Annotated in this window: 19 protein-coding genes and 2 tRNA genes; 13 read left to right on the top strand and 8 right to left on the bottom strand. The window is 51.3% G+C overall.

Annotated features, from left to right (window positions below):
* Positions 1 to 10: 10 nt before the first annotated feature.
* From AC6I8T_RS11225 to AC6I8T_RS11210, 4 genes are all read right to left on the bottom strand, one after another.
* Positions 11 to 95: transfer RNA gene (locus AC6I8T_RS11225), tRNA-Tyr, on the bottom strand.
* Between the two features lie 42 nt (positions 96 to 137).
* A tRNA-Tyr gene (locus AC6I8T_RS11220) sits at positions 138 to 222 on the bottom strand.
* Positions 223 to 366: 144 nt separating this feature from the next.
* Complete coding sequence (gene purU, locus AC6I8T_RS11215; protein ID WP_021183052.1) at positions 367 to 1215, bottom strand: formyltetrahydrofolate deformylase; 849 nt, start codon at positions 1213 to 1215, stop codon at positions 367 to 369.
* Positions 1216 to 1272: 57 nt separating this feature from the next.
* Entirely contained in the window at positions 1273 to 1728 is a 456-nt protein-coding gene (locus AC6I8T_RS11210; protein WP_208723536.1) for a YchJ family protein, read from the bottom strand.
* 94 nt (positions 1729 to 1822) lie between these two features.
* On the opposite strand from AC6I8T_RS11210, the gene rssA reads away from it, so the two are divergent.
* The 5 genes from rssA (at position 1823) to AC6I8T_RS11185 (ending at position 7336) form a co-directional block, all read left to right on the top strand.
* Entirely contained in the window at positions 1823 to 2728 is a 906-nt protein-coding gene (gene rssA / locus AC6I8T_RS11205; RefSeq protein ID WP_036625018.1) for a patatin-like phospholipase RssA, read from the top strand.
* Positions 2729 to 2830: 102 nt separating this feature from the next.
* Entirely contained in the window at positions 2831 to 3847 is a 1017-nt protein-coding gene (gene rssB / locus AC6I8T_RS11200; RefSeq protein WP_021183054.1) for a two-component system response regulator RssB, read from the top strand.
* Positions 3848 to 4041: 194 nt separating this feature from the next.
* Complete coding sequence (gene galU / locus AC6I8T_RS11195; RefSeq protein WP_021183055.1) at positions 4042 to 4950, top strand: UTP--glucose-1-phosphate uridylyltransferase GalU; 909 nt, start codon at positions 4042 to 4044, stop codon at positions 4948 to 4950.
* Between the two features lie 23 nt (positions 4951 to 4973).
* Positions 4974 to 6314 carry a UDP-glucose dehydrogenase family protein gene (locus AC6I8T_RS11190; RefSeq protein ID WP_208723535.1) on the top strand — a complete coding sequence of 447 codons (1341 nt, stop codon included), beginning with the start codon at positions 4974 to 4976 and terminating at the stop codon, positions 6312 to 6314.
* 14 nt (positions 6315 to 6328) lie between these two features.
* Positions 6329 to 7336 (top strand): NAD-dependent epimerase, encoded by a 1008-nt coding sequence (locus tag AC6I8T_RS11185; RefSeq protein ID WP_497833826.1) that lies wholly within the window; start codon positions 6329 to 6331, stop codon positions 7334 to 7336.
* 97 nt (positions 7337 to 7433) lie between these two features.
* Here AC6I8T_RS11185 and hns read toward each other — a convergent pair whose 3' ends face one another.
* The gene (hns, locus tag AC6I8T_RS11180) at positions 7434 to 7841 is read right to left on the bottom strand and encodes a histone-like nucleoid-structuring protein H-NS (RefSeq protein ID WP_036625038.1); all 408 of its coding nucleotides are present in this window, start codon (positions 7839 to 7841) and stop codon (positions 7434 to 7436) included.
* Between the two features lie 418 nt (positions 7842 to 8259).
* Here hns and tdk point away from each other — a divergent pair, with 418 nt between their 5' ends.
* Positions 8260 to 8880, top strand: a complete 621-nt coding sequence (gene tdk / locus AC6I8T_RS11175; protein ID WP_021183059.1) for a thymidine kinase — start codon at positions 8260 to 8262, stop codon at positions 8878 to 8880.
* A 51-nt stretch (positions 8881 to 8931) separates the two neighbouring features.
* Here the strand turns inward: tdk and adhE are convergent, their stop codons facing one another.
* Positions 8932 to 11619: a bifunctional acetaldehyde-CoA/alcohol dehydrogenase gene (adhE, locus tag AC6I8T_RS11170; protein ID WP_021183060.1), complete on the bottom strand. Its 2688-nt coding sequence runs from the start codon at positions 11617 to 11619 to the stop codon at positions 8932 to 8934.
* A gap of 436 nt (positions 11620 to 12055) precedes the next feature.
* Between adhE and AC6I8T_RS11165 the strand changes: the two genes are divergently transcribed.
* The 7 genes from AC6I8T_RS11165 to oppF all read left to right on the top strand — a co-directional run bounded on the left by AC6I8T_RS11165 (position 12056) and on the right by oppF (position 20664).
* Positions 12056 to 12703: a YchE family NAAT transporter gene (locus AC6I8T_RS11165; protein WP_021183061.1), complete on the top strand. Its 648-nt coding sequence runs from the start codon at positions 12056 to 12058 to the stop codon at positions 12701 to 12703.
* Between the two features lie 575 nt (positions 12704 to 13278).
* The gene (locus AC6I8T_RS11160) at positions 13279 to 14913 is read left to right on the top strand and encodes an ABC transporter substrate-binding protein (RefSeq protein ID WP_208723533.1); all 1635 of its coding nucleotides are present in this window, start codon (positions 13279 to 13281) and stop codon (positions 14911 to 14913) included.
* A gap of 162 nt (positions 14914 to 15075) precedes the next feature.
* Positions 15076 to 16716: an oligopeptide ABC transporter substrate-binding protein OppA gene (gene oppA / locus AC6I8T_RS11155; protein ID WP_208723532.1), complete on the top strand. Its 1641-nt coding sequence runs from the start codon at positions 15076 to 15078 to the stop codon at positions 16714 to 16716.
* Positions 16717 to 16796: 80 nt separating this feature from the next.
* Positions 16797 to 17717, top strand: coding sequence for an oligopeptide ABC transporter permease OppB (oppB, locus tag AC6I8T_RS11150; protein ID WP_013509342.1), 921 nt, complete (start codon positions 16797 to 16799; stop codon positions 17715 to 17717).
* 15 nt (positions 17718 to 17732) lie between these two features.
* Positions 17733 to 18641, top strand: coding sequence for an oligopeptide ABC transporter permease OppC (oppC, locus tag AC6I8T_RS11145; protein WP_036625040.1), 909 nt, complete (start codon positions 17733 to 17735; stop codon positions 18639 to 18641).
* A gap of 11 nt (positions 18642 to 18652) precedes the next feature.
* Positions 18653 to 19666 (top strand): ABC transporter ATP-binding protein, encoded by a 1014-nt coding sequence (locus tag AC6I8T_RS11140; protein WP_497833825.1) that lies wholly within the window; start codon positions 18653 to 18655, stop codon positions 19664 to 19666.
* Entirely contained in the window at positions 19663 to 20664 is a 1002-nt protein-coding gene (oppF, locus tag AC6I8T_RS11135; RefSeq protein WP_021183066.1) for a murein tripeptide/oligopeptide ABC transporter ATP binding protein OppF, read from the top strand. The genes AC6I8T_RS11140 and oppF overlap by 4 nt, the downstream gene beginning before the upstream one ends.
* 45 nt (positions 20665 to 20709) lie before the next feature.
* On the opposite strand, the gene AC6I8T_RS11130 is transcribed toward oppF, so the two are convergent.
* Both AC6I8T_RS11130 and cls read right to left on the bottom strand, forming a co-directional pair.
* Positions 20710 to 21039, bottom strand: a complete 330-nt coding sequence (locus AC6I8T_RS11130; RefSeq protein WP_013509338.1) for an HI1450 family dsDNA-mimic protein — start codon at positions 21037 to 21039, stop codon at positions 20710 to 20712.
* 36 nt (positions 21040 to 21075) lie between these two features.
* Complete coding sequence (gene cls, locus AC6I8T_RS11125) at positions 21076 to 22536, bottom strand: cardiolipin synthase (protein ID WP_021183067.1); 1461 nt, start codon at positions 22534 to 22536, stop codon at positions 21076 to 21078.
* Positions 22537 to 22681 lie beyond the last annotated feature (145 nt).

Here is a 22681-nt window from a genome sequence, read left to right as displayed (position 1 = left end):
AATATTTGGATGGTGGTGGGAGAAGGATTCGAACCTTCGAAGTCTGTGACGGCAGATTTACAGTCTGCTCCCTTTGGCCGCTCGGGAATCCCACCAGGGATAAGGCATATTGTGGCAACAGGTCGCGGCGATTCAGATGGTGGTGGGAGAAGGATTCGAACCTTCGAAGTCTGTGACGGCAGATTTACAGTCTGCTCCCTTTGGCCGCTCGGGAATCCCACCACTGGCCTGAATCATTACGCCTGAAAGCGGGGCGCATAATACCAAATGCGCTTCATCTGTAAAGCGCCCGCACTAAATTTATGAATCGATTGCCCACTTTTTACTCGTGGCGCTGAAGGCTTGTGCAGTTCAGCGCCAAAGTGGTTAAAGAATGATCGTGCGGTTGCCGTATACAAATACGCGTTGACCCAGCACTTTATACAGTGCACGGCTCAAAACGTTCTTCTCTACATCGCGACCGGCGCGCATCATCTCTTCAGCGGTGTAGCTGTGATCAACGTTGATCACATCCTGCATAATGATCGGGCCTTCATCGAGATTGTCGTTCACATAATGCGCGGTCGCACCGATGATTTTCACACCACGTTCATACGCCTGATGATAGGGGCGTGCACCGATAAACGCCGGCAGGAAGGAGTGGTGAATGTTGATGATCTGGTTCGGATAGCGTTGCACAAACGCGGGCGTCAGGACGCGCATATATTTCGCCAGCACCACATAATCGGGTTGATAACGATCAATCTCATCCGCCATGCGGTTGTCGTGTTCTTCGCGCGTCAGACCTTCATGGCTGACCAGCACAAAGGGAATATCAAAGCGTTCAACCAACGAGCGCAGCGTTTCATGGTTGCCAATCACCGCAGCGATTTCCATATCAAGACCACCAAAGGCGCTTTTCATCAACAGATCGCCAAGGCAGTGCGCCTCTTTGGTCACCAGGATCACCACACGACGGCGACCTGCGCTGTTCAGTTCGCGAATTGAACCCGCCGGTAAGGCGCTATCAAGATCCGCAAGCAGGGTGTTGTCGTTGAAAATGCCTTCAAGCTCTGTGCGCATAAAAAAGCGCCCGGTACGGTGATCGACAAATTCGTTGTTCTGCACGATGTTGAGTTCATGCTTGTAACAAATGTTGGTGATTTTGGCGATCAGACCTTTCGCATCGGGGCAAATGGTACGTAAAACTTTTCGTTGCATGGTTTGCGCTTGCATCTCGATCAGAGTCCTGTCAAAGCGATGAATGGTAATGCTGTTGGGTTGATGTCCACATCAGCCACAACATTTTTTGTATTTTTTATCGGAGCCACAAGGACAGCGATCGTTTCGCCCCAGCGGGGGCGTTGTTCCGTCCACATAGTACCAGCGTTGATCCTCACGAAGAAAGCGTGAACATTCATAGATGGCCGATGTGCGTCCTTTTTCGAGGTATCGCGCAAAAAAGGTCACGAATGCTTCATTCTGATGGCTTCCCTGATTACAACGGGTTACATTCAGGCCCAGCCATTCAGTACCGGAAAAACTTTCAGATAATAACGTCTCAAGTTCGGCCACACGTTGGCTGGAGTGCCAGGTTGTGACCAACCATGCCGCGTTTTTCTCCACGTATGCCGTGTAGCGTGAGCGCATCAGCTGTTCGGCGCTTGCCGGGGTAGCCTGCCCGGTCAGAAAGGGTTGGCAACATAGGCTATACTGCTTTCCGCTACAGCAGGGGCACGTTTCGGACACGTCATCTCCACAAGGTGATTAAAGTTAAAGATTGCGCGCTATGGTAGCTGACTGTCGGGCGCGAAGCTACGTACCAGGTAAATCCCGAGGTGAGATGAGAAAGGTGAGGATCGGGCTGGCCCTGGGTTCAGGTGCCGCCAAAGGCTGGTCGCATATTGGCGTGATCAATGCGTTAGAACGGGCCGGGGTCGAGATTGATGTGGTTGCCGGCTGTTCGGTGGGGGCGCTGGTGGGATCAGCGTATGTCAGTGGCCGTCTTGGTATGATGGAACGCTGGGTCAGCGCCTTTCGCTACTGGGATGTGATTCGCCTGATGGACCTTTCATGGCAACGTGGCGGACTATTGCGCGGTGATCGCGTGTTCAGCCATGTTCGGCAACTGATACCCCATGAATTAATTGAGCAATGCGAAAAACCTTTCGGTGTCGTTGCCACCAATCTTAGTACCGGTCGTGAGTTGTGGTTAACCGATGGCGACCTGCATCAGGCGGTACGCGCATCATGCAGTATGCCAGGCTTATTACCACCCGTTGGCTACAATGGGTACTGGCTGGTCGATGGTGCGGTAGTCAACCCGGTACCCATTTCGCTTACGCGTGCGTTAGGGGCTGACATCGTGATTGCTGTCGATCTCCAGCATGATGCGCATCTGATGCAGCAGGATTTACTGTCAGTGACGCCGCAGAGTGGTGAGGAGCAGGCGGCAGCAGAAGCATTGAGCTGGGGTAAAAAATTACGTCAGCGACTACTGGGACTTACCCAGCGTCGTGCAAATCAAACGCCTGGTGCCATGGAGATTATGTCGACCTCCATCCAGGTGCTGGAAAATCGCCTGAAGCGCAATCGTATGGCAGGCGATCCGCCGGATGTGCTGATTCAACCCTTTTGTCCGCAAATTTCTACGCTGGACTTTCACCGGGCTGAAGAGGCCATTGCGGCAGGCAAGGCCGCCGTCGAGAAAAAAATGGATGAACTATTACCGCTGGTCCGTAGCAGATAGTCAGGTTGTTCATTCACAGGTGTTGTGACTTCGGTTAATTCTGAAAGGCACAACTGCGTTTTATGAACCACTATTGAAATGTCTGGTACGCAGGGGGAGAGAATGGAAAAACCGCTAATCGGCAAAAAGATACTCATTGTCGAAGATGAGGTCGTTTTCCGTTCGTTGCTTGATAACTTTTTAATCAGTCTTGGCGCGCAGACCATGCAGGCCGGAGATGGTCTTGATGGGCTGACGCTGCTCACCGCACAGGCGGTTGATCTGGTCATATGCGATCTGGAAATGCCGCGTATGGGTGGAATTCAGTTCGTGGAACGCATCCGCAGCCGGGGTAACAGCGTGCCAATCCTCATCATATCCGCTACCCAGAACATGGCGGATATTGCCCATGTGTTACGCCTTGGCGTTCAGGATGTACTGCTTAAACCGCTGAGAAATCTCGATCGTTTTCGCGAAGCGGTGTACGAATGTCTCTATCCTTCGATGTTTACCTCAAAAGTTGAGGAAGACGAACAACTTTTTCAGGACTGGGATGCGCTGGTGAGCGATCCTCTGGCGGCGGCAAAGTTACTGAAACAATTGCAGCCTCCGGTCCAACAAAATATTGCCAATTGCCGAATCAATTACCGACAACTCACTATGGCAGAACAGCCTGGCCTGGTGTTGGATATTGCTGCCCTGTCAGATAAAGATCTGGCGTTTTATTGTCTGGATGTCACCCGGGCGGGCGATAATGGCGTACTGGCGGCCTTGTTGCTGCGTGCATTATTCAATGGCTTGTTGCAGGAACAACTTTCCGGTCAAAAGCAGCGGTTGCCCGAGTTAAATGGTCTGCTGCGCCAGGTCAATATGTTGTTGCGGCAGGCAAACCTTAATGGTCAATTCCCGCTGCTGGTCGGTTATTACCATCGGCAGCTGAAAAACCTTATTCTGGTGTCAGCCGGTCTGAATGCCACCCTGCACATTAACACCCATCAAATTCAACTCAGTAATGGCGTACCGCTTGGCACTATGGGGAGTACGCATCTTAATCAAATTAGCCAACGTGCCGAGTCCTGGCAGTGCCATGTATGGGGCGCTGGTGGCCGACTCCGCCTGATGTTATCGGCTGAAGAATAAACGATTACATTTATATTTTTCGCGGGTTGAAGACAGGACCAGGGCTTAGCTTTACACTTGGGTAATAGTCTTAAATTCCGCGGATTAACTTCATCCAGGATAAATCCGTCAAAGAGTAACTGATATACTCAATTTCGATTTTTAAACCGACATATCAAGTATTAACTTGAGCGGCCTATAAGAGAGGTATCTTGATGTCTGCCTTTAAGTCAAAAGTAAAAAAAGCGGTAATCCCTGTAGCTGGCCTGGGCACGCGTATGCTGCCAGCCACCAAAGCTATCCCGAAAGAAATGTTACCGCTGGTTGATAAGCCGTTGATCCAGTATGTCGTGAACGAGTGTATCGCTGCCGGCATTAATGAGATCGTGCTGGTCACCCATTCCTCTAAAAACGCCATCGAGAACCACTTTGATACCAGTTTTGAGCTGGAGTCGATGCTGGAAAAACGTGTTAAGCGTCAGCTGCTGGATGAAATCCAGTCTATTTGCCCACCGCATGTCACCATCATGCAGGTTCGTCAGGGCATCGCCAAAGGTCTGGGCCACGCTGTGATGTGTGCACACCCGCTGGTTGGTGATGAGCCGGTTGCAGTCATTCTACCGGACGTGATCATCGATGAGTACGAGTCCGACCCGACGAAAGACAACCTGGCAGAAATGCTGTCTCGCTATGAAGAAAGTGGCCGTAGCCAGATTATGGTTGAGCCGGTTGCCGACGTGACGGCATACGGCGTGGTTGACTGCAAAGGTGCCGATCTGGCTCCGGGTCAAAGCGCACCGATGGTCGGTGTGGTTGAGAAGCCGAAAGCCGCTGAAGCCCCGTCAAATCTGGCGGTAGTGGGGCGTTATGTACTGTCTGCTGACATCTGGCCTTTGCTGGCAAAAACCCCTCCGGGTGCAGGTGGTGAAGTTCAGCTGACTGACTCCATTGCCATGCTGATGGAAAAAGAGACCGTTGAAGCTTACCACCTGAAAGGTGTGAGCCACGACTGCGGTAACAAATTGGGTTATATGCAGGCTTTTGTTGAATACGGTGTTCGTCATCCGGTTCTGGGTAAAGATTTCACCCAATGGCTTGAAGGCGCTGTAGGAAACAAAAAGTAATCCATTAAAAACAGGATAATTCAATGAAAGTCACTGTATTTGGTATCGGCTATGTCGGTCTGGTTCAGGCTGCGGTGTTAGCCGAAGTCGGACATGACGTTCTCTGTATTGATGTCGACGCGAAAAAAGTCGAAAACCTGAAAAAAGGCATCATTCCGATTTATGAACCCGGTTTAACCCCGCTGGTGATGTCGAACTATGAGGCAGGTCGCCTTAAGTTCAGCACCAACGCGGAAGAGGGTGTCAACCACGGTGTGATGCAGTTCATCGCGGTGGGGACGCCCCCGGATGAGGACGGTTCTGCCGATCTGAAATATGTGACTGCGGTTGCGCGTACCATTGCGCAACATATGAATGATCACAAAGTGGTTATCGATAAGTCGACAGTACCGGTCGGTACTGCTGATAAAGTGCGCGCAGTGATGACCGAAACCCTGAAAAAACGTGATGCTAATATCGCGTTTGATGTGGTTTCAAACCCGGAATTCCTCAAGGAAGGTGCAGCGGTTAATGACTGCATGCGTCCTGAGCGCATTGTTATTGGCACCGACAATGACGACGTGGTCGAGCTGTTACGCGAGCTGTATGAGCCGTTCAACCGTAATCACGATCGTATGATTTTGATGGACATCCGTAGTGCAGAGCTGACCAAATACGCAGCAAACTGCATGCTTGCCACCAAAATCAGCTTTATGAACGAGATGTCTAACCTGGCTGAACGACTGGGTGCGGATATTGAGAAGGTGCGTCAGGGTATCGGTTCTGATTCCCGTATTGGCTACCACTTTATCTATCCGGGCTGTGGCTACGGTGGTTCCTGTTTCCCGAAAGATGTGCAGGCGCTGATCCGCACAGCAGAGTCTATCGGTTACAAACCCCGTCTGTTGCAGGCGGTTGAAGATGTGAATGACTCGCAGAAAAGCAAGCTGCCTGGCTTTATCAAACGTCACTTCGGCGATGATTTGCGTGGTAAAACGTTTGCTCTGTGGGGGCTGGCATTTAAACCGAATACCGATGATATGCGTGAAGCCTCCAGCCGTGTACTGATTGAAACGTTATGGGAAGCAGGTGCTACCGTTCAGGCGTTCGATCCGGAAGCGATGGATGAAGCACAGCGTATCTACGGACACCGTAGCGACCTGAAGCTTATGGGTACCAAAGAAGCGGCGTTGCAGGGAGCTGATGGCCTGGTGATTTGCACTGAATGGCAAAACTTCCGTGCCCCTGATTTTGATGTGATTAAAACAGCATTAAAACAACCCGTGATTTTTGATGGTCGTAACCTGTATGATCCGGAGCGTATCAGCAAACGCGGTTTCGTTTATTATGCAATCGGCCGCGGGGCTTCAATTCAAATTGCGTAATAGATGAGGGATGTATGAAGTTTCTGGTTACCGGTGTAGCAGGTTTTATTGGATTTCATGTGAGTCAGCGTCTGCTGGCTGCCGGTCACCAGGTTGTCGGCATCGACAACCTTAATGACTATTATGATGTCGGCTTGAAACAAGCCCGCCTTGACCAGATAGCGCAACATCCCGCATTCAGCTTTAGCAAAATGGACCTGGCAGATCGCCAGGCCATTTCTTCTTTATTTGAGCAGCAAGGTTTCGACCGGGTTATTCATTTAGGCGCGCAGGCAGGGGTGCGATATTCCATAGAAAATCCACATGCCTATGCCGATGCAAACTTGATCGGGCACCTGAATATTCTTGAAGGTTGTCGCCACCATAAAATTGGGCATTTGCTTTACGCCTCGTCCAGTTCAGTTTATGGTCTGAACCGCAAAATGCCTTTTTCAACTGATGATTCGGTTGACCATCCTGTTTCACTTTATGCGGCGACCAAAAAAGCTAATGAGCTGATGTCGCACACCTATTCGCATCTCTACCAATTGCCCACTACAGGTTTACGTTTCTTCACGGTATACGGTCCGTGGGGACGTCCTGATATGGCGTTGTTTAAATTTACGCGCGCAATGCTGGCAGGTGAGCGCATTGATGTTTACAACAACGGGCAAATGAAACGCGACTTCACCTACATTGATGATATTGCCGAGGCCATTGTGCGTTTGCAGGATGTGATTCCGCAACCCGATGAGCAATGGACGGTGGAGACCGGAACGCCAGCAAGCAGTTCAGCACCTTATCGCGTGTATAACATCGGGAATAGCCAGCCAGTGAGCCTGATGGATTATATCAAGGCACTGGAGAATGCCCTGGGCATCGAAGCAAATAAGAATTTGATGCCGATGCAGCCGGGAGATGTGCTGGAGACCAGCGCGGATACGCAACCATTGTATGATGCGATCAATTTCCGGCCACAAACCAGCGTCGCTGAAGGCGTGCAGCAATTTGTTGACTGGTATCGTGAATTTTACCACTCGTAATCATGCATGAAAAAAGGAAGCCTCAGGCTTCCTTTTTTTACCTGGTGAATTCACCAAATGGGTGTGTAATCACAAAAATTGCTAAGCACTGGTGGGGTTACAGCAGGAAATCGTCCAACTGTTTGCCTTGTTCTTCAATCGCTTTTTTAATCACGGCTGGTGTACGACCCTGACCAGTCCAGGTACGGGTTTCACCATTTTCGTCAACATACTGATATTTTGCCGGACGAGCTGCGCGCTTGGTTTTACCCGCAACTTTAGTTTCTGATAAAGCCTGCAATAACTCATTCGGGTCGATACCATCAGCAATCAGCATCTCACGATATTGTTCGAGTTTACGCGTACGCTCGGCATTTTCTGCTTGCGCATGAGACTCTTCTTCACGACGTTCATTCACCACAACTTCGAGTTTCTCCAGCATCTCTTCCAGAGTTTCCAGAGTGCATTCCCGAGCCTGTGCGCGCAATGTACGGATATTATTAAGAATTTTAAGTGCTTCGCTCATTGTCCTAATCTCAAAATATATTTAATGGGAGTTGTTCTGCCAGCTCATAATAGTGGCGGAAAAAAATAACTGCAATAGCCAGATTAAAAAGTAAAACGTAAATTAAAACGCAGAAGGCATTTTTAGCGACAGATGTAGTCTATTTAACTTGTCACATTGTATTCGATAGCCCTTAAAGTTTGTGGTTCAAAGGTGCGGTGAAGGCATGCAGTTGATCCGCTAAAGGAATAAAAATGAATAAAAAGTCGGCATGGCCACTCCTTTATCATTGAGTGCTATTTGCGTGCTCAAGCGGCATTCTGTTAAGTGAACTTATGCTGTTAATTTGAGCAAATGATAAAAACAATCCTACGCTACAGCGTGATACCTTTATGGTAGACTTGCGCGCATCTGATTTTGGCCCTGAAGAGATTTACCAATGGCTCAACTCTATTTTTATTACTCAGCGATGAACGCGGGCAAATCAACGGCGCTGCTACAGTCATCCTATAATTATCAGGAGCGTGGTATGCGCACCCTGGTCTATACCGCTGAAATTGACGATCGCTTTGGTGCGGGCAAGGTAAGTTCACGTATCGGTCTGTCATCACCTGCCTGCTTATATAATGCAGAAACTCAACTCGATGTGGAAATAGCCGCAGAACATGCCCGTCAACCGCTTCATTGTGTATTGGTCGACGAAAGCCAGTTTCTGACGCGCGAGCAGGTCAGGGCGTTGTCGGATGTGGTCGACAATATGGATATTCCGGTGCTGTGCTATGGATTACGCACCGATTTTCGTGGCGAATTATTTGTCGGTAGCCAATATCTGTTGGCATGGGCTGATAAGTTGGTTGAGCTGAAAACCATCTGCCATTGTGGACGTAAAGCCAGCATGGTTTTACGCCTCGACGCCAGCGGTAAGCCTTTTAGTGAAGGTGAGCAGGTGGTGATCGGTGGAAATGAGCGATATATATCTGTCTGCCGTAAACATTATAAACAGGCGATTGATGAAGGATCATTAAAAGCCATATACGGGAATCGCCAGCCCGAATTATAAAATTGCATGCATAAAAAAACCCGCCGAGGCGGGTTTTTTTATTATTCAAACTCAGGCTTTTTTGGTTTTTTTCTCTGCTTTCACCACTTTCACCGGTTGTAAGTCAACGGCTTCCGCCACTTCGGCTGTCGCTTCGACAAACTCACGGCCGTAGAAGGTATCCAGCATGATTTGTTTCAGCTCAGCAATCAGCGGATAACGCGGGTTCGCACCGGTACACTGGTCATCGAAGGCATCGTCAGCCAGCTTATCCACTTTCGCGAGGAAATCGGCTTCCTGTACCCCGGCTTCACGAATTGAGGTCGGAATACCCAACTGGGTTTTCATCTCTTCCAGCCACGCCAGCAATTTCTCAATTTTCTGCGCGGTACGGTCGCCATCGGCACTCAGACCCAGATGATCAGCGATTTCAGCGTAACGACGACGTGCCTGCGGGCGGTCATACTGGCTGAAGGCGGTCTGCTTGGTTGGGTTGTCATTGGCGTTGTAGCGAATGACGTTACAAATCAGCAGGGCGTTCGCCAGACCATGTGGAATATGGAACTCAGAACCCAGTTTGTGGGCCATTGAGTGACATACACCAAGGAAGGCGTTAGCAAACGCGATACCGGCGATGGTGGCCGCATTGTGCACACGCTCACGCGCTACCGGGTTTTTCGCACCTTCTTTATAACTGGCTGGCAGATTCTCTTTCAGCAGTTTCAGTGCCTGGAGCGCCTGGCCGTCAGAGTATTCATTGGCAAGGACGGAAACGTAGGCTTCCAGCGAGTGGGTTACCGCATCCAGGCCACCGAAGGCGCAGAGTGAACGCGGCATATCCATCACCAGGTTCGCATCGACAATTGCCATATCCGGAGTCAGCGCATAGTCAGCCAGTGGGTATTTCTGACCGGTCGCGTCATCCGTTACCACAGCAAACGGCGTTACTTCAGAACCGGTACCGGAAGTGGTGGTGATGGCGATCATGCGTGCTTTCACACCCATTTTCGGGAATTTGTAGATACGTTTACGGATGTCCATAAAGCGCAGGGCCAGTTCTTCAAAATGGGTTTCCGGATGTTCATACATCACCCACATGATTTTTGCCGCATCCATCGGTGAACCACCACCCAGGGCGATAATCACGTCAGGTTTAAAGCTGTTCATCTGCTCAGCGCCTTTGCGCACAATGCTGAGCGTTGGGTCAGCTTCGACTTCGAAGAACACTTCAGTCTCGATACCGTGTGATTTCAGCACGCGGGTGACCTGGTCAGCATAGCCATTGTTGAACAGGAAACGGTCAGTAACGATGAAGGCGCGTTTGGCCCCATCCGTTGCCACTTCTTCGAGTGCAATTGGCAGAGAACCACGACGGAAGTAGATGGACTTCGGAAGTTTATGCCACAACATATTTTCAGCTCGCTTGGCCACGGTTTTCTTGTTGATGAGATGTTTGGGTCCCACGTTTTCAGAAATGGAGTTACCGCCCCATGAACCGCAACCGAGCGTGAGTGACGGAGCCAGTTTGAAGTTATACAGGTCACCGATACCACCCTGTGAGGCCGGGGTATTGATCAGAATACGCGCCGTTTTCATCTTGTCGCCGAAGTAGTGTACGCGCTCACCCTGGTTATCCTGGTCGGTATAGAGACAGGAGGTGTGGCCGATACCGCCCATAGCAACCAGTTTTTCCGCTTTACCCACCGCGTCTTCGAAATCTTTGGCACGATACATCGCCAGAGTCGGGGACAATTTTTCATGCGCGAAAGGTTCTGATTCATCAACCAGTTTTACTTCACCAATCAGGATTTTGGTGTTAGCCGGGACGGTGATACCGGCCATTTCCGCAATTTTAGGCGCTGGCTGTCCAACAATGGCGGCATTCAGTGCGCCATTTTTCAGGATGATATCCTGAACGGCTTTCAGCTCTTTACCCTGCAACAGATAGCCGCCGTGGGTGGCAAAACGCTCACGCACTGCTTCATAAACGGAGTCAACGACAATCACTGACTGTTCAGAAGCACAGATCACACCGTTATCAAAGGTTTTGGACATCAGTATGGAAGCAACAGCACGTTTAATATCCGCTGTTTCGTCCACCACTACCGGGGTATTACCGGCACCCACACCAATGGCAGGTTTACCTGAGCTGTAAGCGGCTTTCACCATGCCCGGTCCACCGGTTGCCAGGATCAGGTTGATATCCGGGTGATGCATCAGCTGATTTGACAGCTCAACAGACGGGGCATCGATCCAGCCGATAATGTCTTTCGGTGCGCCTGCGGCGATAGCTGCCTGCAACACGATATCTGCGGCTTTGTTGGTGGCATCCTTAGCACGCGGATGTGGTGAGAAGATAATACCGTTACGTGTTTTCAGGCTAATCAGTGCTTTGAAGATGGCGGTAGAGGTCGGGTTGGTGGTTGGAACAATACCGCAAATCAGGCCGATAGGTTCAGCGATGGTGATAGTCCCGAAAGTGTCATCAGTTTCGAGCACACCACAGGTTTTTTCATCTTTATAAGCGTTGTAGATATATTCGGAAGCAAAGTGGTTTTTGATTACTTTATCTTCAATGATGCCCATGCCGGATTCGGCAACGGCCATCTTAGCCAGAGGGATACGTGCATCAGCAGCAGCGAGCGCGGCAGCACGGAAGATTGCATCAACTTGTTCCTGACTAAAGTTGGCGTATTCACGCTGTGCCTTTTTAACACGTTCTACCAGTGCATTAAGTTCGGCGACATTAGTTACGGCCATGGTGTTCTCCTGAAGGAAGTTAAACTTTTTTAGTAAACAAGCCTGGATCCAGAAGTATAGTCGTGCACTGGTCAGGAGAAGCGAGGGAACTCGCAGTTGCTTACTAAAAAGGTTTTCCGGTCTGGATACTAAAGCCTCAGGATTCTGTTTCGATGGGGTAAGATTACCCCCGATGAGGTAGGAGAATTATGATGCAGATCAATTTTGCCCCAAGCTGACACCTTTCAGCACCCACTTTCGCAAGTAAAGTAATCGCGGGCGCCACAAAATGACGACTGCTCAGCAGCAAAGTGGTAACTCACCATTAACGCCAGTCAGATGCACTGGATTAAAGGTAAAAAAGCAGCATAGTTTTCTGCTTAAACCACTGGTTTTTCTCCCGGCTTTTGCACTACATTAAGCGCGATTTTCACTGTGACCATTTCTGGAGCTGACTGTGACCCCCGTGCTACTTGATCTATCCGGCTATATTAAGTTTTTTGTCGGTTTGTTCGCCCTGGTGAACCCGGTGGGCATCATTCCGGTGTTTATCAGCATGACCAGCTACCAGGGGGCTGCGGAGCGCAATAAAACCAATCTTACGGCTAACCTTGCAGTGGCGATCATCCTGTGGACCTCGCTGTTCCTTGGTGATGCGATTTTGCATCTGTTCGGCATCTCCATTGATTCCTTCCGCATTGCTGGTGGCATCCTGGTGGTGACCATTGCCATGTCGATGATCAGCGGTAAGTTGGGTGAGGATAAGCAGAACAAGCAGGAGAAATCAGAAACCGCGATTCGCGAAAGCATTGGTGTGGTGCCTCTGGCATTGCCGCTGATGGCCGGTCCCGGCGCCATCAGTTCCACCATCGTCTGGAGTACCCGGTATCACAACTGGCAAAATCTGCTGGGATTCACCGTCGCTATTGCCATATTCGCCTTTTGCTGTTGGCTGTTGTTTCGAGCGGCACCGTTAATGGTTCGCGTACTTGGCCAGACCGGAATCAACGTTATTACCCGTATTATGGGTTTGCTGTTGATGGCGTTAGGAATTGAATTTGTAGTCACCGGACTAAAAGCCATTTTCCCTGGTTTATTAAGTTAAAAATTGGCTTAATTTTTCTCACGTCATCAATGGATGATCCTGAATGGTGCAATCAGGTAAAATATTGCACCATTTAAGTGCTTTTATTCATCGTGCTTAACAGCGCAGTGCTGATATCAATTTTGCTACTGCCGTCTCCTTCCCTTGTGTGATTCTCGTTTTTTATTGTGATAATTATCACAGCATCATATCTGGCATAATTGCCAATGATATAAATAAAACCTCTGCATGGGGTTATTTTAGTGAATTGATATGCCATTGGAATGCTAACTAATGGCATATAACGCATTTAAGATATAAGCCAGTCGCGCATGCGCATAATGTCAGCAAAAATTGATATAAATAAATTAAAATCAATGAATTAGATGATAATTCTGGTTAAGAATTAACACTTTTCCTTCTCACCAGGACGTGATAAAAGAGAATTAGCTAACATTTTTGCGGTTTAGCTTTGGCGTGCGGGTATTTGTTCTGATAATTTTCGGACCATCACAATTTTTTTATCTGATAGTCAAAAATGTGTACGGTTCTTGCTTACACGCTATCAGGTTTATGTTTAGGGTTGATTTCTGTTGATGAAATGGAAGGTAGCGAAGGTCACGGCGTTTTCACCTCTCGCCTTTTGCCTGTGGGGTTTGTTTAGCCAAAGCCAGGCGGCTGAGATTCCTGTGGGGACACAATTATCCGATACCCAGCGCATTGTGATTAATAATGGCAGCGAAGTGGCGTCCCTTGATCCGCAAAAAATCGAAGGCGTACCGGAATCCAATGTGATCCAAAGCCTGCTTGATGGTCTGGTCAACACTGACAACAACGGGAAGATTGTGCCCGGCGTCGCGGAAAAGTGGCAGAACGATCAGGGACGCGTCTGGACCTTTACCCTGCGTGATAACGCGCGCTGGAGCAACGGTGAACCCGTAACGGCGCAGGATTTTGTCTACAGTTGGCAGCGTCTGGCTGATCCCAAAACCGCTTCCCCTTATGCCAGCTATTTACAGGCGGCGCATGTGGAGAATATTGATGCGGTGATGTCGGGGAAAGCCAAACCTACAGCGCTGGGCGTCAAAGCACTGGATGCCCGTCATTTCCAGGTTACGCTCTCTGAACCGGTTCCCTATTTCCTTTCAATGGTCGCCAACACTGCGATGAAGCCGGTTTATCGTCCGGCGGTGGAGCAGTGGGGCGAACAATGGACTCAGCCTGAACACTACGTCAGTAATGGTCCTTATACCCTGAGCCAGTGGGTGGTGAATGAAAAAATCGTGGTAAAGCGTAATCCACTTTACTGGGACAACGCCCACACGGTGATTGAAGAGGGTGTTTATCTGCCCTTGTCGTCGGAAAACAGCGACGTTAATCGCTATCGCAGCGGCGGCACGGACATGACCAACAGCGTTGTGCCGCCCGATATGTTCCATAAATTGCAGCAGGACCTGGGTGATGAGGTCAAAGTCAGCCCGCTACTGTGCACCTTCTATTACGAAATCAATAACAAGAAAGCACCGTTTACCGATGCACGGGTGCGTACTGCGCTGAAGCTGACGCTGGATCGTGACATCATCGCGCAGAAAGTAATGGGGCAGGGGCAAATTCCCGCGTATAGCCTGACGCCGCCGTTTACCGATGGCATCACGCTTTCCCCGCCCGCCTGGTTTAAGCAGACGCAGGCGGAACGGAATGCCGCAGCCAAAAAGCTGTTGGCTGAAGCCGGCTTTAATGATCAGCACCCGCTGCGTTTCACGCTGTTGTACAACACCTCCGAGCAAAATAAAAAACAGGCGATTGCTGCGGCTTCTATGTGGCAGAAAAACCTTGGTGCGGTGGTGACGCTACAGAATCAGGAGTGGAAAACGCTACTCGAAACACGTCATCAGGCGCAATACGACGTGGTGCGCGCGACCTGGTGCGCTGATTACAACGAACCATCGACCTTTCTGAATATGTTGCTGACTGGTGCCTCAATTAACACCGCGTTTTACAGCAGCCCGGTTTTTGACCAGTTGATGAATAAAACCCTCACGGTGCCGGATGCGGCAGCGCGTGCGGCGCTTTATCAACAGGCTGAGACGCAACTGGATAAAGACTCGGCGATCATTCCGGTCTATTACCGTGTCAGCGTGCGACTGGTGAAACCTTGGGTGGGGGGCTTTACCGGCCAGGACCCGCAGGATCTCATCAATCTGAAATACTATTACATAAAGAAACATTGAGTAATGGGCTGATCCGGCGCTACAGTCGGGCGGCACGTTACCGTGGCAACACCTGAAAAGGTGATTGCGATCTCTGACCAGACAGGGCGGAGATCTCCCGGATACGGGGTACGCCGGGCGGTGTTAACTTCCCGGTGACGATAATAAAACTGGAGCGTAATAATGAACAACATCACGAAAAAAAGCCTGATCGCCTTAGGTGTGGTTGCGGCGATTGGCGCGCTGGCAGGGAATGCCGCGCTGGCAGCAAATGTGCCAGCAGGCGTTGAATTGGCAGCAAAGCAGGAGCTGGTGCGCGGTAATGGCGACGAGGTCCAATCTCTGGACCCGCATAAAATTGAGGGTGTGCCGGAAGACAACGTGGCGCGCGATCTGTATGAAGGTCTGCTGGTCAGCGACAGCGATGGCAAACCGGTTCCGGGTGTTGCTGAAAGCTGGGAAAATAAAGACTTTAAAGTCTGGACTTTCCATCTGCGTAAAAATGCCAAATGGTCCAATGGCGCGCCGGTAACAGCACAGGACTTCGTTTACAGCTGGGAGCGTCTGGTTGATCCCAAAACCGCGTCACCGTACGCCAGCTATCCGCAATATGGTCACATCGCCAACGTTGATGACATCATTGCCGGTAAAAAACCGATTACCGATCTGGGCGTGAAAGCGCTTGACGATCATACGCTGGAAGTGACCCTCAGCGAGCCGGTGCCTTATTTCGACAAACTGCTGATCAACTCCGTGATGTCTCCGGTGTACAAACCGGCAATTGAAAAATTTGGCGACCAGTGGACGCAGCCGCAAAACTGGGTGGGTAACGGCGCCTTTAAATTACAGGACCATGTGATCAACGAGCGTATTACGCTGGTACGTAACCCGGAATATTGGGACAACGCACATACCGTGCTGAACAAGGTCACTTTCCTGCCGATCAACTCAGAAGTCAGTGATGTGAACCGTTTCTTCTCCGAGAACGGCAGCGACATGACTTACAACAACATGCCGATCGAGCTGTTCAAAAAGCTGCAACGTGATAACCCGAAAGAACTGCATGTAGATCCGTATCTGTGTACTTACTACTACGAAATTAACAACCAGAAAGCACCGTTCACTGACCCGCGTGTGCGTGCTGCGCTGAAACTCGGCCTTGATCGCGACATCATGGTGAACAAAGTTCTGGCACAGGGCCAGCAGCCAGCCTACAGCTTCACCCCGCCAGCCACCGATGGCATGGAGATTCTGCCGCCAGACTGGTTCAAGTGGTCACAGGAAAAACGTAACGCAGAAGCGAAGAAACTGCTGGCTGAAGCCGGTTATACCGCTGATAAACCGCTGACGTTTAACCTGCTGTACAACACCTCCGATCTGCATAAAAAACTGGCGATCGCAGCGGCATCTATCTGGAAGAAAAACATTGGCGTGAACATCAAACTGGAAAACCAGGAGTGGAAAACCTTCCTGGATACCCGTCATCAGGGCAACTTTGATGTGTCCCGTGCCGCCTGGTGTGCAGACTATAACGAACCAACGTCGTTCCTGAACATCATGGTATCTGACAGCAGCAGTAACACCTCGCATTATAAGAGCGCAGAATTTGACAAGGTGATCAAAGACGCAATTAAAGCGCCTGACGCCAAAGGTCGTGCTGCCGATTATCAGAAAGCCGAGCAGATCCTGGATAAAGACAGCACCATCGTGCCGGTTTACTACTACGTGAACGCGCGTCTGGTGAAAACCTATGTGGGTGGTTACACCGGCAAAGATCCGCTGGATAAAACCCTCGATAAGAACTTTTATATAATTAAACACTAATAGCACACAGGCTATCAGACAGAGGCGGTGCTGCGGCACCGCCCATTACTTTGTGAAGCAACAGCCTGGTAGGTACGGCAATGTTAAAATTCATCCTGCGCCGGATTCTTGAAGCGATTCCGACGCTCTTTGTTCTAATCACCATCTCCTTCTTTATGATGAGACTGGCCCCCGGCAGCCCCTTTACCGGTGAGCGTACCCTGGCGCCCGAGGTCATGGCCAATATCGAAGCCAAATATCATCTCAACGACCCCATCGGCAAACAGTACGTTGATTACCTGATCCAGTTGGCGCACGGCGACTTTGGTCCCTCCTTTAAATATAAGGATTACAGCGTTAACTATCTGGTGGGACATGCCTTCCCGGTATCAGCCAAGCTCGGGCTTGCCGCCTTTGTGCTGGCAATGGTGCTGGGCATTGCGGCGGGCGTGATAGCCGCGTTAAAACAGAACAGTTTATGGGATTACGCGGTGATGGGGGTCGCCATGACCGGCGTGGTGATACCCAGTTTTGTGGTAGCGCCATTGCTGGTGCTGATCTTCGCCATCACCCTGCGCTGGCTGCCTGGCGGCGGCTGGAATGGTGGGCAACTGCAATATATGCTGCTGCCGATGGTAGCGCTGTCGTTAGCGTATATCGCCAGCATCGCACGTATCACGCGTGGTTCAATGATTGAAGTGATGCACTCCAACTTTATTCGCACCGCGCGGGCGAAAGGGCTGCCGCTGCGTCGTATCGTGCTGCGTCATGCGCTGAAACCGGCACTGCTGCCCGTCATCTCCTATATGGGACCGGCTTTCGTCGGTATCATCACCGGTTCAATGGTGATCGAGTCGATTTACGGCCTGCCGGGTATTGGTCAGCTGTTTGTGAATGGTGCGTTGAACCGTGACTATTCGCTGGTGATGAGCCTGACCATTCTGGTTGGTGTGCTGACTATTGTGTTTAACGCGGTCGTTGACGTGCTGTATGCCGTTATCGATCCGAAGATTCGCTACTGACGCCGGAGTTCGCCCATGATGTTAAGTAAGAAAAACAGCGAAGCTCTGGATGCCTTCAGTGAAAAGCTGGAAGTGGAAGGGCGCAGCCTGTGGCAGGATGCGCGTCGTCGCTTTATTCATAACCGCGCCGCGCTACTCAGTTTGCTGGTGCTGGTGCTGATCGCGCTGTTTGTGATTTTTGCGCCGATGCTGTCGCAATTCCGCTACGACGATACCGATTGGGGCATGATGTCGGCTCCGCCGGATACCACTTCGGGTCACTGGTTCGGTACCGACTCTTCCGGGCGTGATCTGCTGGTGCGCGTGGCCATCGGTGGCCGTATCTCGCTGATGGTGGGGATTGCCTCTGCGTTGATTGCGGTGCTGGTCGGCACCTTGTACGGTTCGGCTGCCGGTTATCTTGGCGGTAAAACCGACTCGGTGATGATGCGTATTCTGGAGATCCTCAACTCCTTCCCGTTTATGTTCTTCGTCATTCTGCTGGTGACCTTCTTTGGCCGTAATATCCTGCTGATTTTTGTCGCCATCGGCATGGTGTCGTGGCTGGATATGGCACGTATCGTGCGCGGGCAAACCCTGGGCCTGAAACGCAAAGAGTTTATCGAAGCCGCGCAGGTTGGTGGGGTATCAACGATGAACATCGTGTTGCGCCATATCGTACCTAACGTCCTCGGGGTGGTGGTGGTGTATGCCTCGCTGCTGGTACCCAGCATGATCCTGTTCGAATCCTTCCTCAGCTTCCTCGGCCTGGGTACGCAGGAGCCGCTGAGCAGTTGGGGGGCGTTGTTAAGCGACGGGGCAAACTCGATGGAAGTTTCCCCCTGGTTGCTGATGTTCCCGGCGGGTTTCCTTGTGATCACGTTGTTCTGTTTTAACTTTATCGGCGATGGCCTGCGTGATGCCCTCGACCCGAAAGATCGTTGAGGAGTTTCCCGATGACCATTCATGAATTTCAGCCAGCAATGGCGGCCCGTGCGGGAAGCAACCTGTTGTTAGATGTTAAAGATCTGCGTGTCACCTTTGGTACGCACGATGGCGATGTCACTGCGGTCAACGATCTCAACTTCTCGCTGCGAGCCGGTGAAACCCTCGGTATCGTTGGCGAGTCGGGTTCCGGTAAATCGCAGACCGCGTTTGCGCTGATGGGGCTGCTGGCGAAAAACGGTCGCATTGGCGGATCTGCCAAATTTAACGGCCAGGAGATCCTCAACCTGCCGGAAAATACGCTGAATAAACTGCGCGCCGAGCAGATCGCGATGATCTTCCAGGACCCGATGACCTCGCTGAACCCTTACATGCGCGTTGGCGAACAGCTGATGGAAGTACTGAAGCTGCATAAAGGGATGAGCAACGCCCAGGCGTTTGAAGAGTCAGTGCGTATGCTGGATGCGGTAAAAATGCCGGAAGCACACAAACGCATGAAAATGTATCCGCATGAATTCTCAGGCGGGATGCGCCAGCGCGTAATGATTGCTATGGCGTTGCTGTGTCGTCCGAAATTATTGATTGCCGATGAACCCACCACCGCATTAGACGTGACGGTACAGGCGCAAATCATGACGCTGCTGAACGAACTGAAGCGCGAGTTCAACACGGCGATCATCATGATTACGCACGATCTGGGCGTGGTTGCCGGGATCTGCGACAAGGTGCTGGTGATGTATGCCGGGCGTACTATGGAGTATGGCCGGGCGCGTGATGTGTTCTATCAACCGGCGCATCCGTACTCGATTGGTCTGCTGAGCGCGGTACCGCGTCTCGATGCCGAAGGGGAGTCGCTGATGACGATTCCGGGTAACCCGCCCAACCTGTTGCGTCTGCCGCAGGGCTGTCCGTTCCAACCGCGATGCCCGCATGCGATGGATGTCTGTGCCAAAGCCCCGGCACTGGAACCTTTTGGTGAAGGTCGTCTGCGCGCCTGCTTCAAGCCGGTGGAGGAGTTAGTATGAACGCCGTAGCTGAGAAAAAAGTGTTACTGGAAATCGCCGATCTGAAGGTGCATTTCGATATCAAAGATGGCAAGCAGTGGTTCTGGCAACCCGCCAAAACCCTGAAGGCGGTGGATGGCGTGAGCCTGCGCCTGTACGAGGGGGAAACCCTCGGCGTGGTGGGCGAATCCGGCTGTGGTAAATCGACGCTGGCACGCGCAATCATCGGGTTGGTGAAGGCCACTGATGGTCGTGTGGCGTGGCTGGGACGCGATTTGCTGGGACAGAGTCAGGAAGAGTGGCGCAAAGCGCGCAGTGATATTCAGATGATCTTCCAGGACCCGCTGGCGTCGCTCAACCCGCGTATGACCATCGGCGATATCATTGCGGAGCCGCTGCGCACCTATCATCCGAAGATGCCGCGTCAGGAAGTGAAGGACAAGGTCAAAAACATGATGATGAAGGTTGGCCTGCTGCCCAACCTCATCAACCGTTATCCGCATGAGTTTTCGGGCGGTCAGTGTCAACGTATCGGCATTGCGCGTGCGTTGATCCTCGAACCGAAGCTGATTATTTGTGATGAACCCGTTTCTGCGCTCGATGTGTCGATTCAGGCGCAGGTGGTGAACCTGTTGCAGCAGCTACAGCGTGAAATGGGGCTGTCGCTGATCTTCATCGCGCACGATCTGGCGGTGGTTAAACACATTTCTGACCGTGTGTTGGTGATGTATCTCGGTCATGCGGTGGAGCTGGGGACTTACGATGAGGTCTACAGCAATCCGCAGCACCCGTATACGCGTGCGTTGATGTCAGCGGTGCCGATTCCCGACCCGGATCTGGAGAAGAACAAACAGATTCAGCTACTGGAAGGGGAACTGCCGTCGCCGATCAATCCGCCATCAGGTTGCGTATTCCGCACTCGTTGTCCGATAGCCGGGCCGGAGTGTGCCAAAACGCGTCCATTGCTGGAAGGCAGCTTCCGTCATGCGGTGTCTTGTCTGAAGGTCGATCCGCTATAAAACACAACGCCGGGCAAGTGCCCGGCGTTCATTATCGTGCTGCGATCATTCGCGCCAGAGAATATGGCACAACTTGTGGTCTTTCTCGCGGCACAGCAGAATACGCGCGAACACATCGGTAATCGGCTCACCATCGGCTTCACCGAGACCAATCACCACCTCAGAGAAAAAGTCAGGGTTCAGGTCAAAATCGACATGCTCCTGCCAGTCTTCTGACGGATCGAACAGCTCTGCGCCACCGCGTTCCTCAAATTGCAGGTTGAACAAAATGATATCTGCGGGATCGAGATTGTCGCCTGCCAGCTCAAGAAAAATATCGTAAGCCTGCTCCAGCGTTTCATCTTCGGTAAGGCGGTTATTTAAATCCATAGTCATTGGCGTGCCCTGCGGCGGTAAATATTTCCGCTCGTTTTACAGTAAAGGACTGAAGAAGTAAAACAGTCGTTCGACGATGCGTTGCCACCAGGCACGTTTTGCCCAGCGAGCGCCATCCAGCAGGCGTGAACGCGCGATGTAATCATCCTGTACGCAGGCGAGATCGCTACCAAAACCGGCGTCATCCACCACCAAAGTAATCTCAAAATTGAGCCACAGGCTGCGCATATCCAGATTCACCGTACCCACCAGGCTGAGCTGACCATCAACCAGCACGCTTTTGGTATGCAGCAGGCCATCTTCAAACTGGTAAATCTTCACCCCCGCCTCCAGCAGCTCGGTGAAAAAGGCACGACTGGCCCAGCCCACCAGCAGCGAATCATTATGGCGTGGCACCACAATGCTGACCTCGACCCCGCGCAGTGCAGCGGTACAAATGGCATGCAGCAAGTCATCGCTCGGCACGAAATACGGCGTGGTCATGATCAACTGATGACGAGCCGAGTAAACGGCAGTCAGCAACGCCTGATGAATCATGTCCTCGGGGAATCCTGGACCAGAAGCGATCACCTGAATGGTGTGGCCGCTCTCTTTCTCAAACGGCATGATATTGGTATCGGGTGCCGGGGGCAGGATACGTTTGCCGGTTTCAATCTCCCAGTCGCACGAGTAGACAATCCCCATGGTGGTCGCCACCGGGCCTTCCATACGTGCCATCACATCAATCCATTGACCGACTCCAGCATCTTGTTTAAAGAAGCGCGGATCGACCAGGTTCATGCTGCCGGTGTACGCGATGTAGTTATCAATCAACACTACTTTGCGATGCTGACGCAAATCCATCCGGCGCAGGAATACACGCAGCAGGCTGACCTGTAACGCTTCCACCACGTCGATACCGGCATTGCGCATCATGCCGACCCACGGGCTACGGAAGAAGGCGACGCTGCCTGCGGAGTCGAGCATCAGGCGGCAATGGACACCACGGCGTGAGGCGGCCATCAGCGATTCTGCCACTTCATCGGCGAGACCGCCGGGTTGCCAGATATAAAACACCATCTCGATGTTATGGCGTGCCAGTTGGATGTCGCGAATTAACGCATGCATGACATCGTCGGAGTTGGTCAGCAACTGCAACTGGTTACCTTTAACCCCGGCGATGCCCTGGCGGTGATGACAAAGCTGAAACAGCGACAGCGCCACGTCGCTATGTTCGGTGGCAAAAATATGGCGACATTGTTTCAGGTCGTTCAGCCATTTGGCGGTAGAAGGCCACATGGTGCGCGCGCGTTCCGCACGGCGTTTACCCAGATGCAGTTCACCAAATGACAAATACGCAATGATACCCACCAGCGGCAGAATATAAATGATCAGCAACCAGGCCATTGCGGAGGTGACGGCACGGCGTTTCATCAGAATACGCAGCGTCACCCCGGCGATAAGTAACCAGTAGCCAAAAAGCAGCAACCAACTGATAAGGGTATAAAATGTGGTCATTAAGTGGACGTCCCGTTCGCGCTTTGATGAGCAAAGTTTACGTGTTGCTGAACGGTAGCGAAACCTTTAATCATAACGGGGTAACGATAAGCGATTCGAATTGGCATTTTATGGCAGATCACTATAATGCGTGCCGGTGATTAGC

The organism is Pantoea sp. X-Soil-OKNW-556 (genome assembly GCF_059730695.1).
The sequence above is the reverse complement of the archived record's forward strand: the minus strand, read 5'-3'. Positions and strand labels throughout refer to the sequence as shown.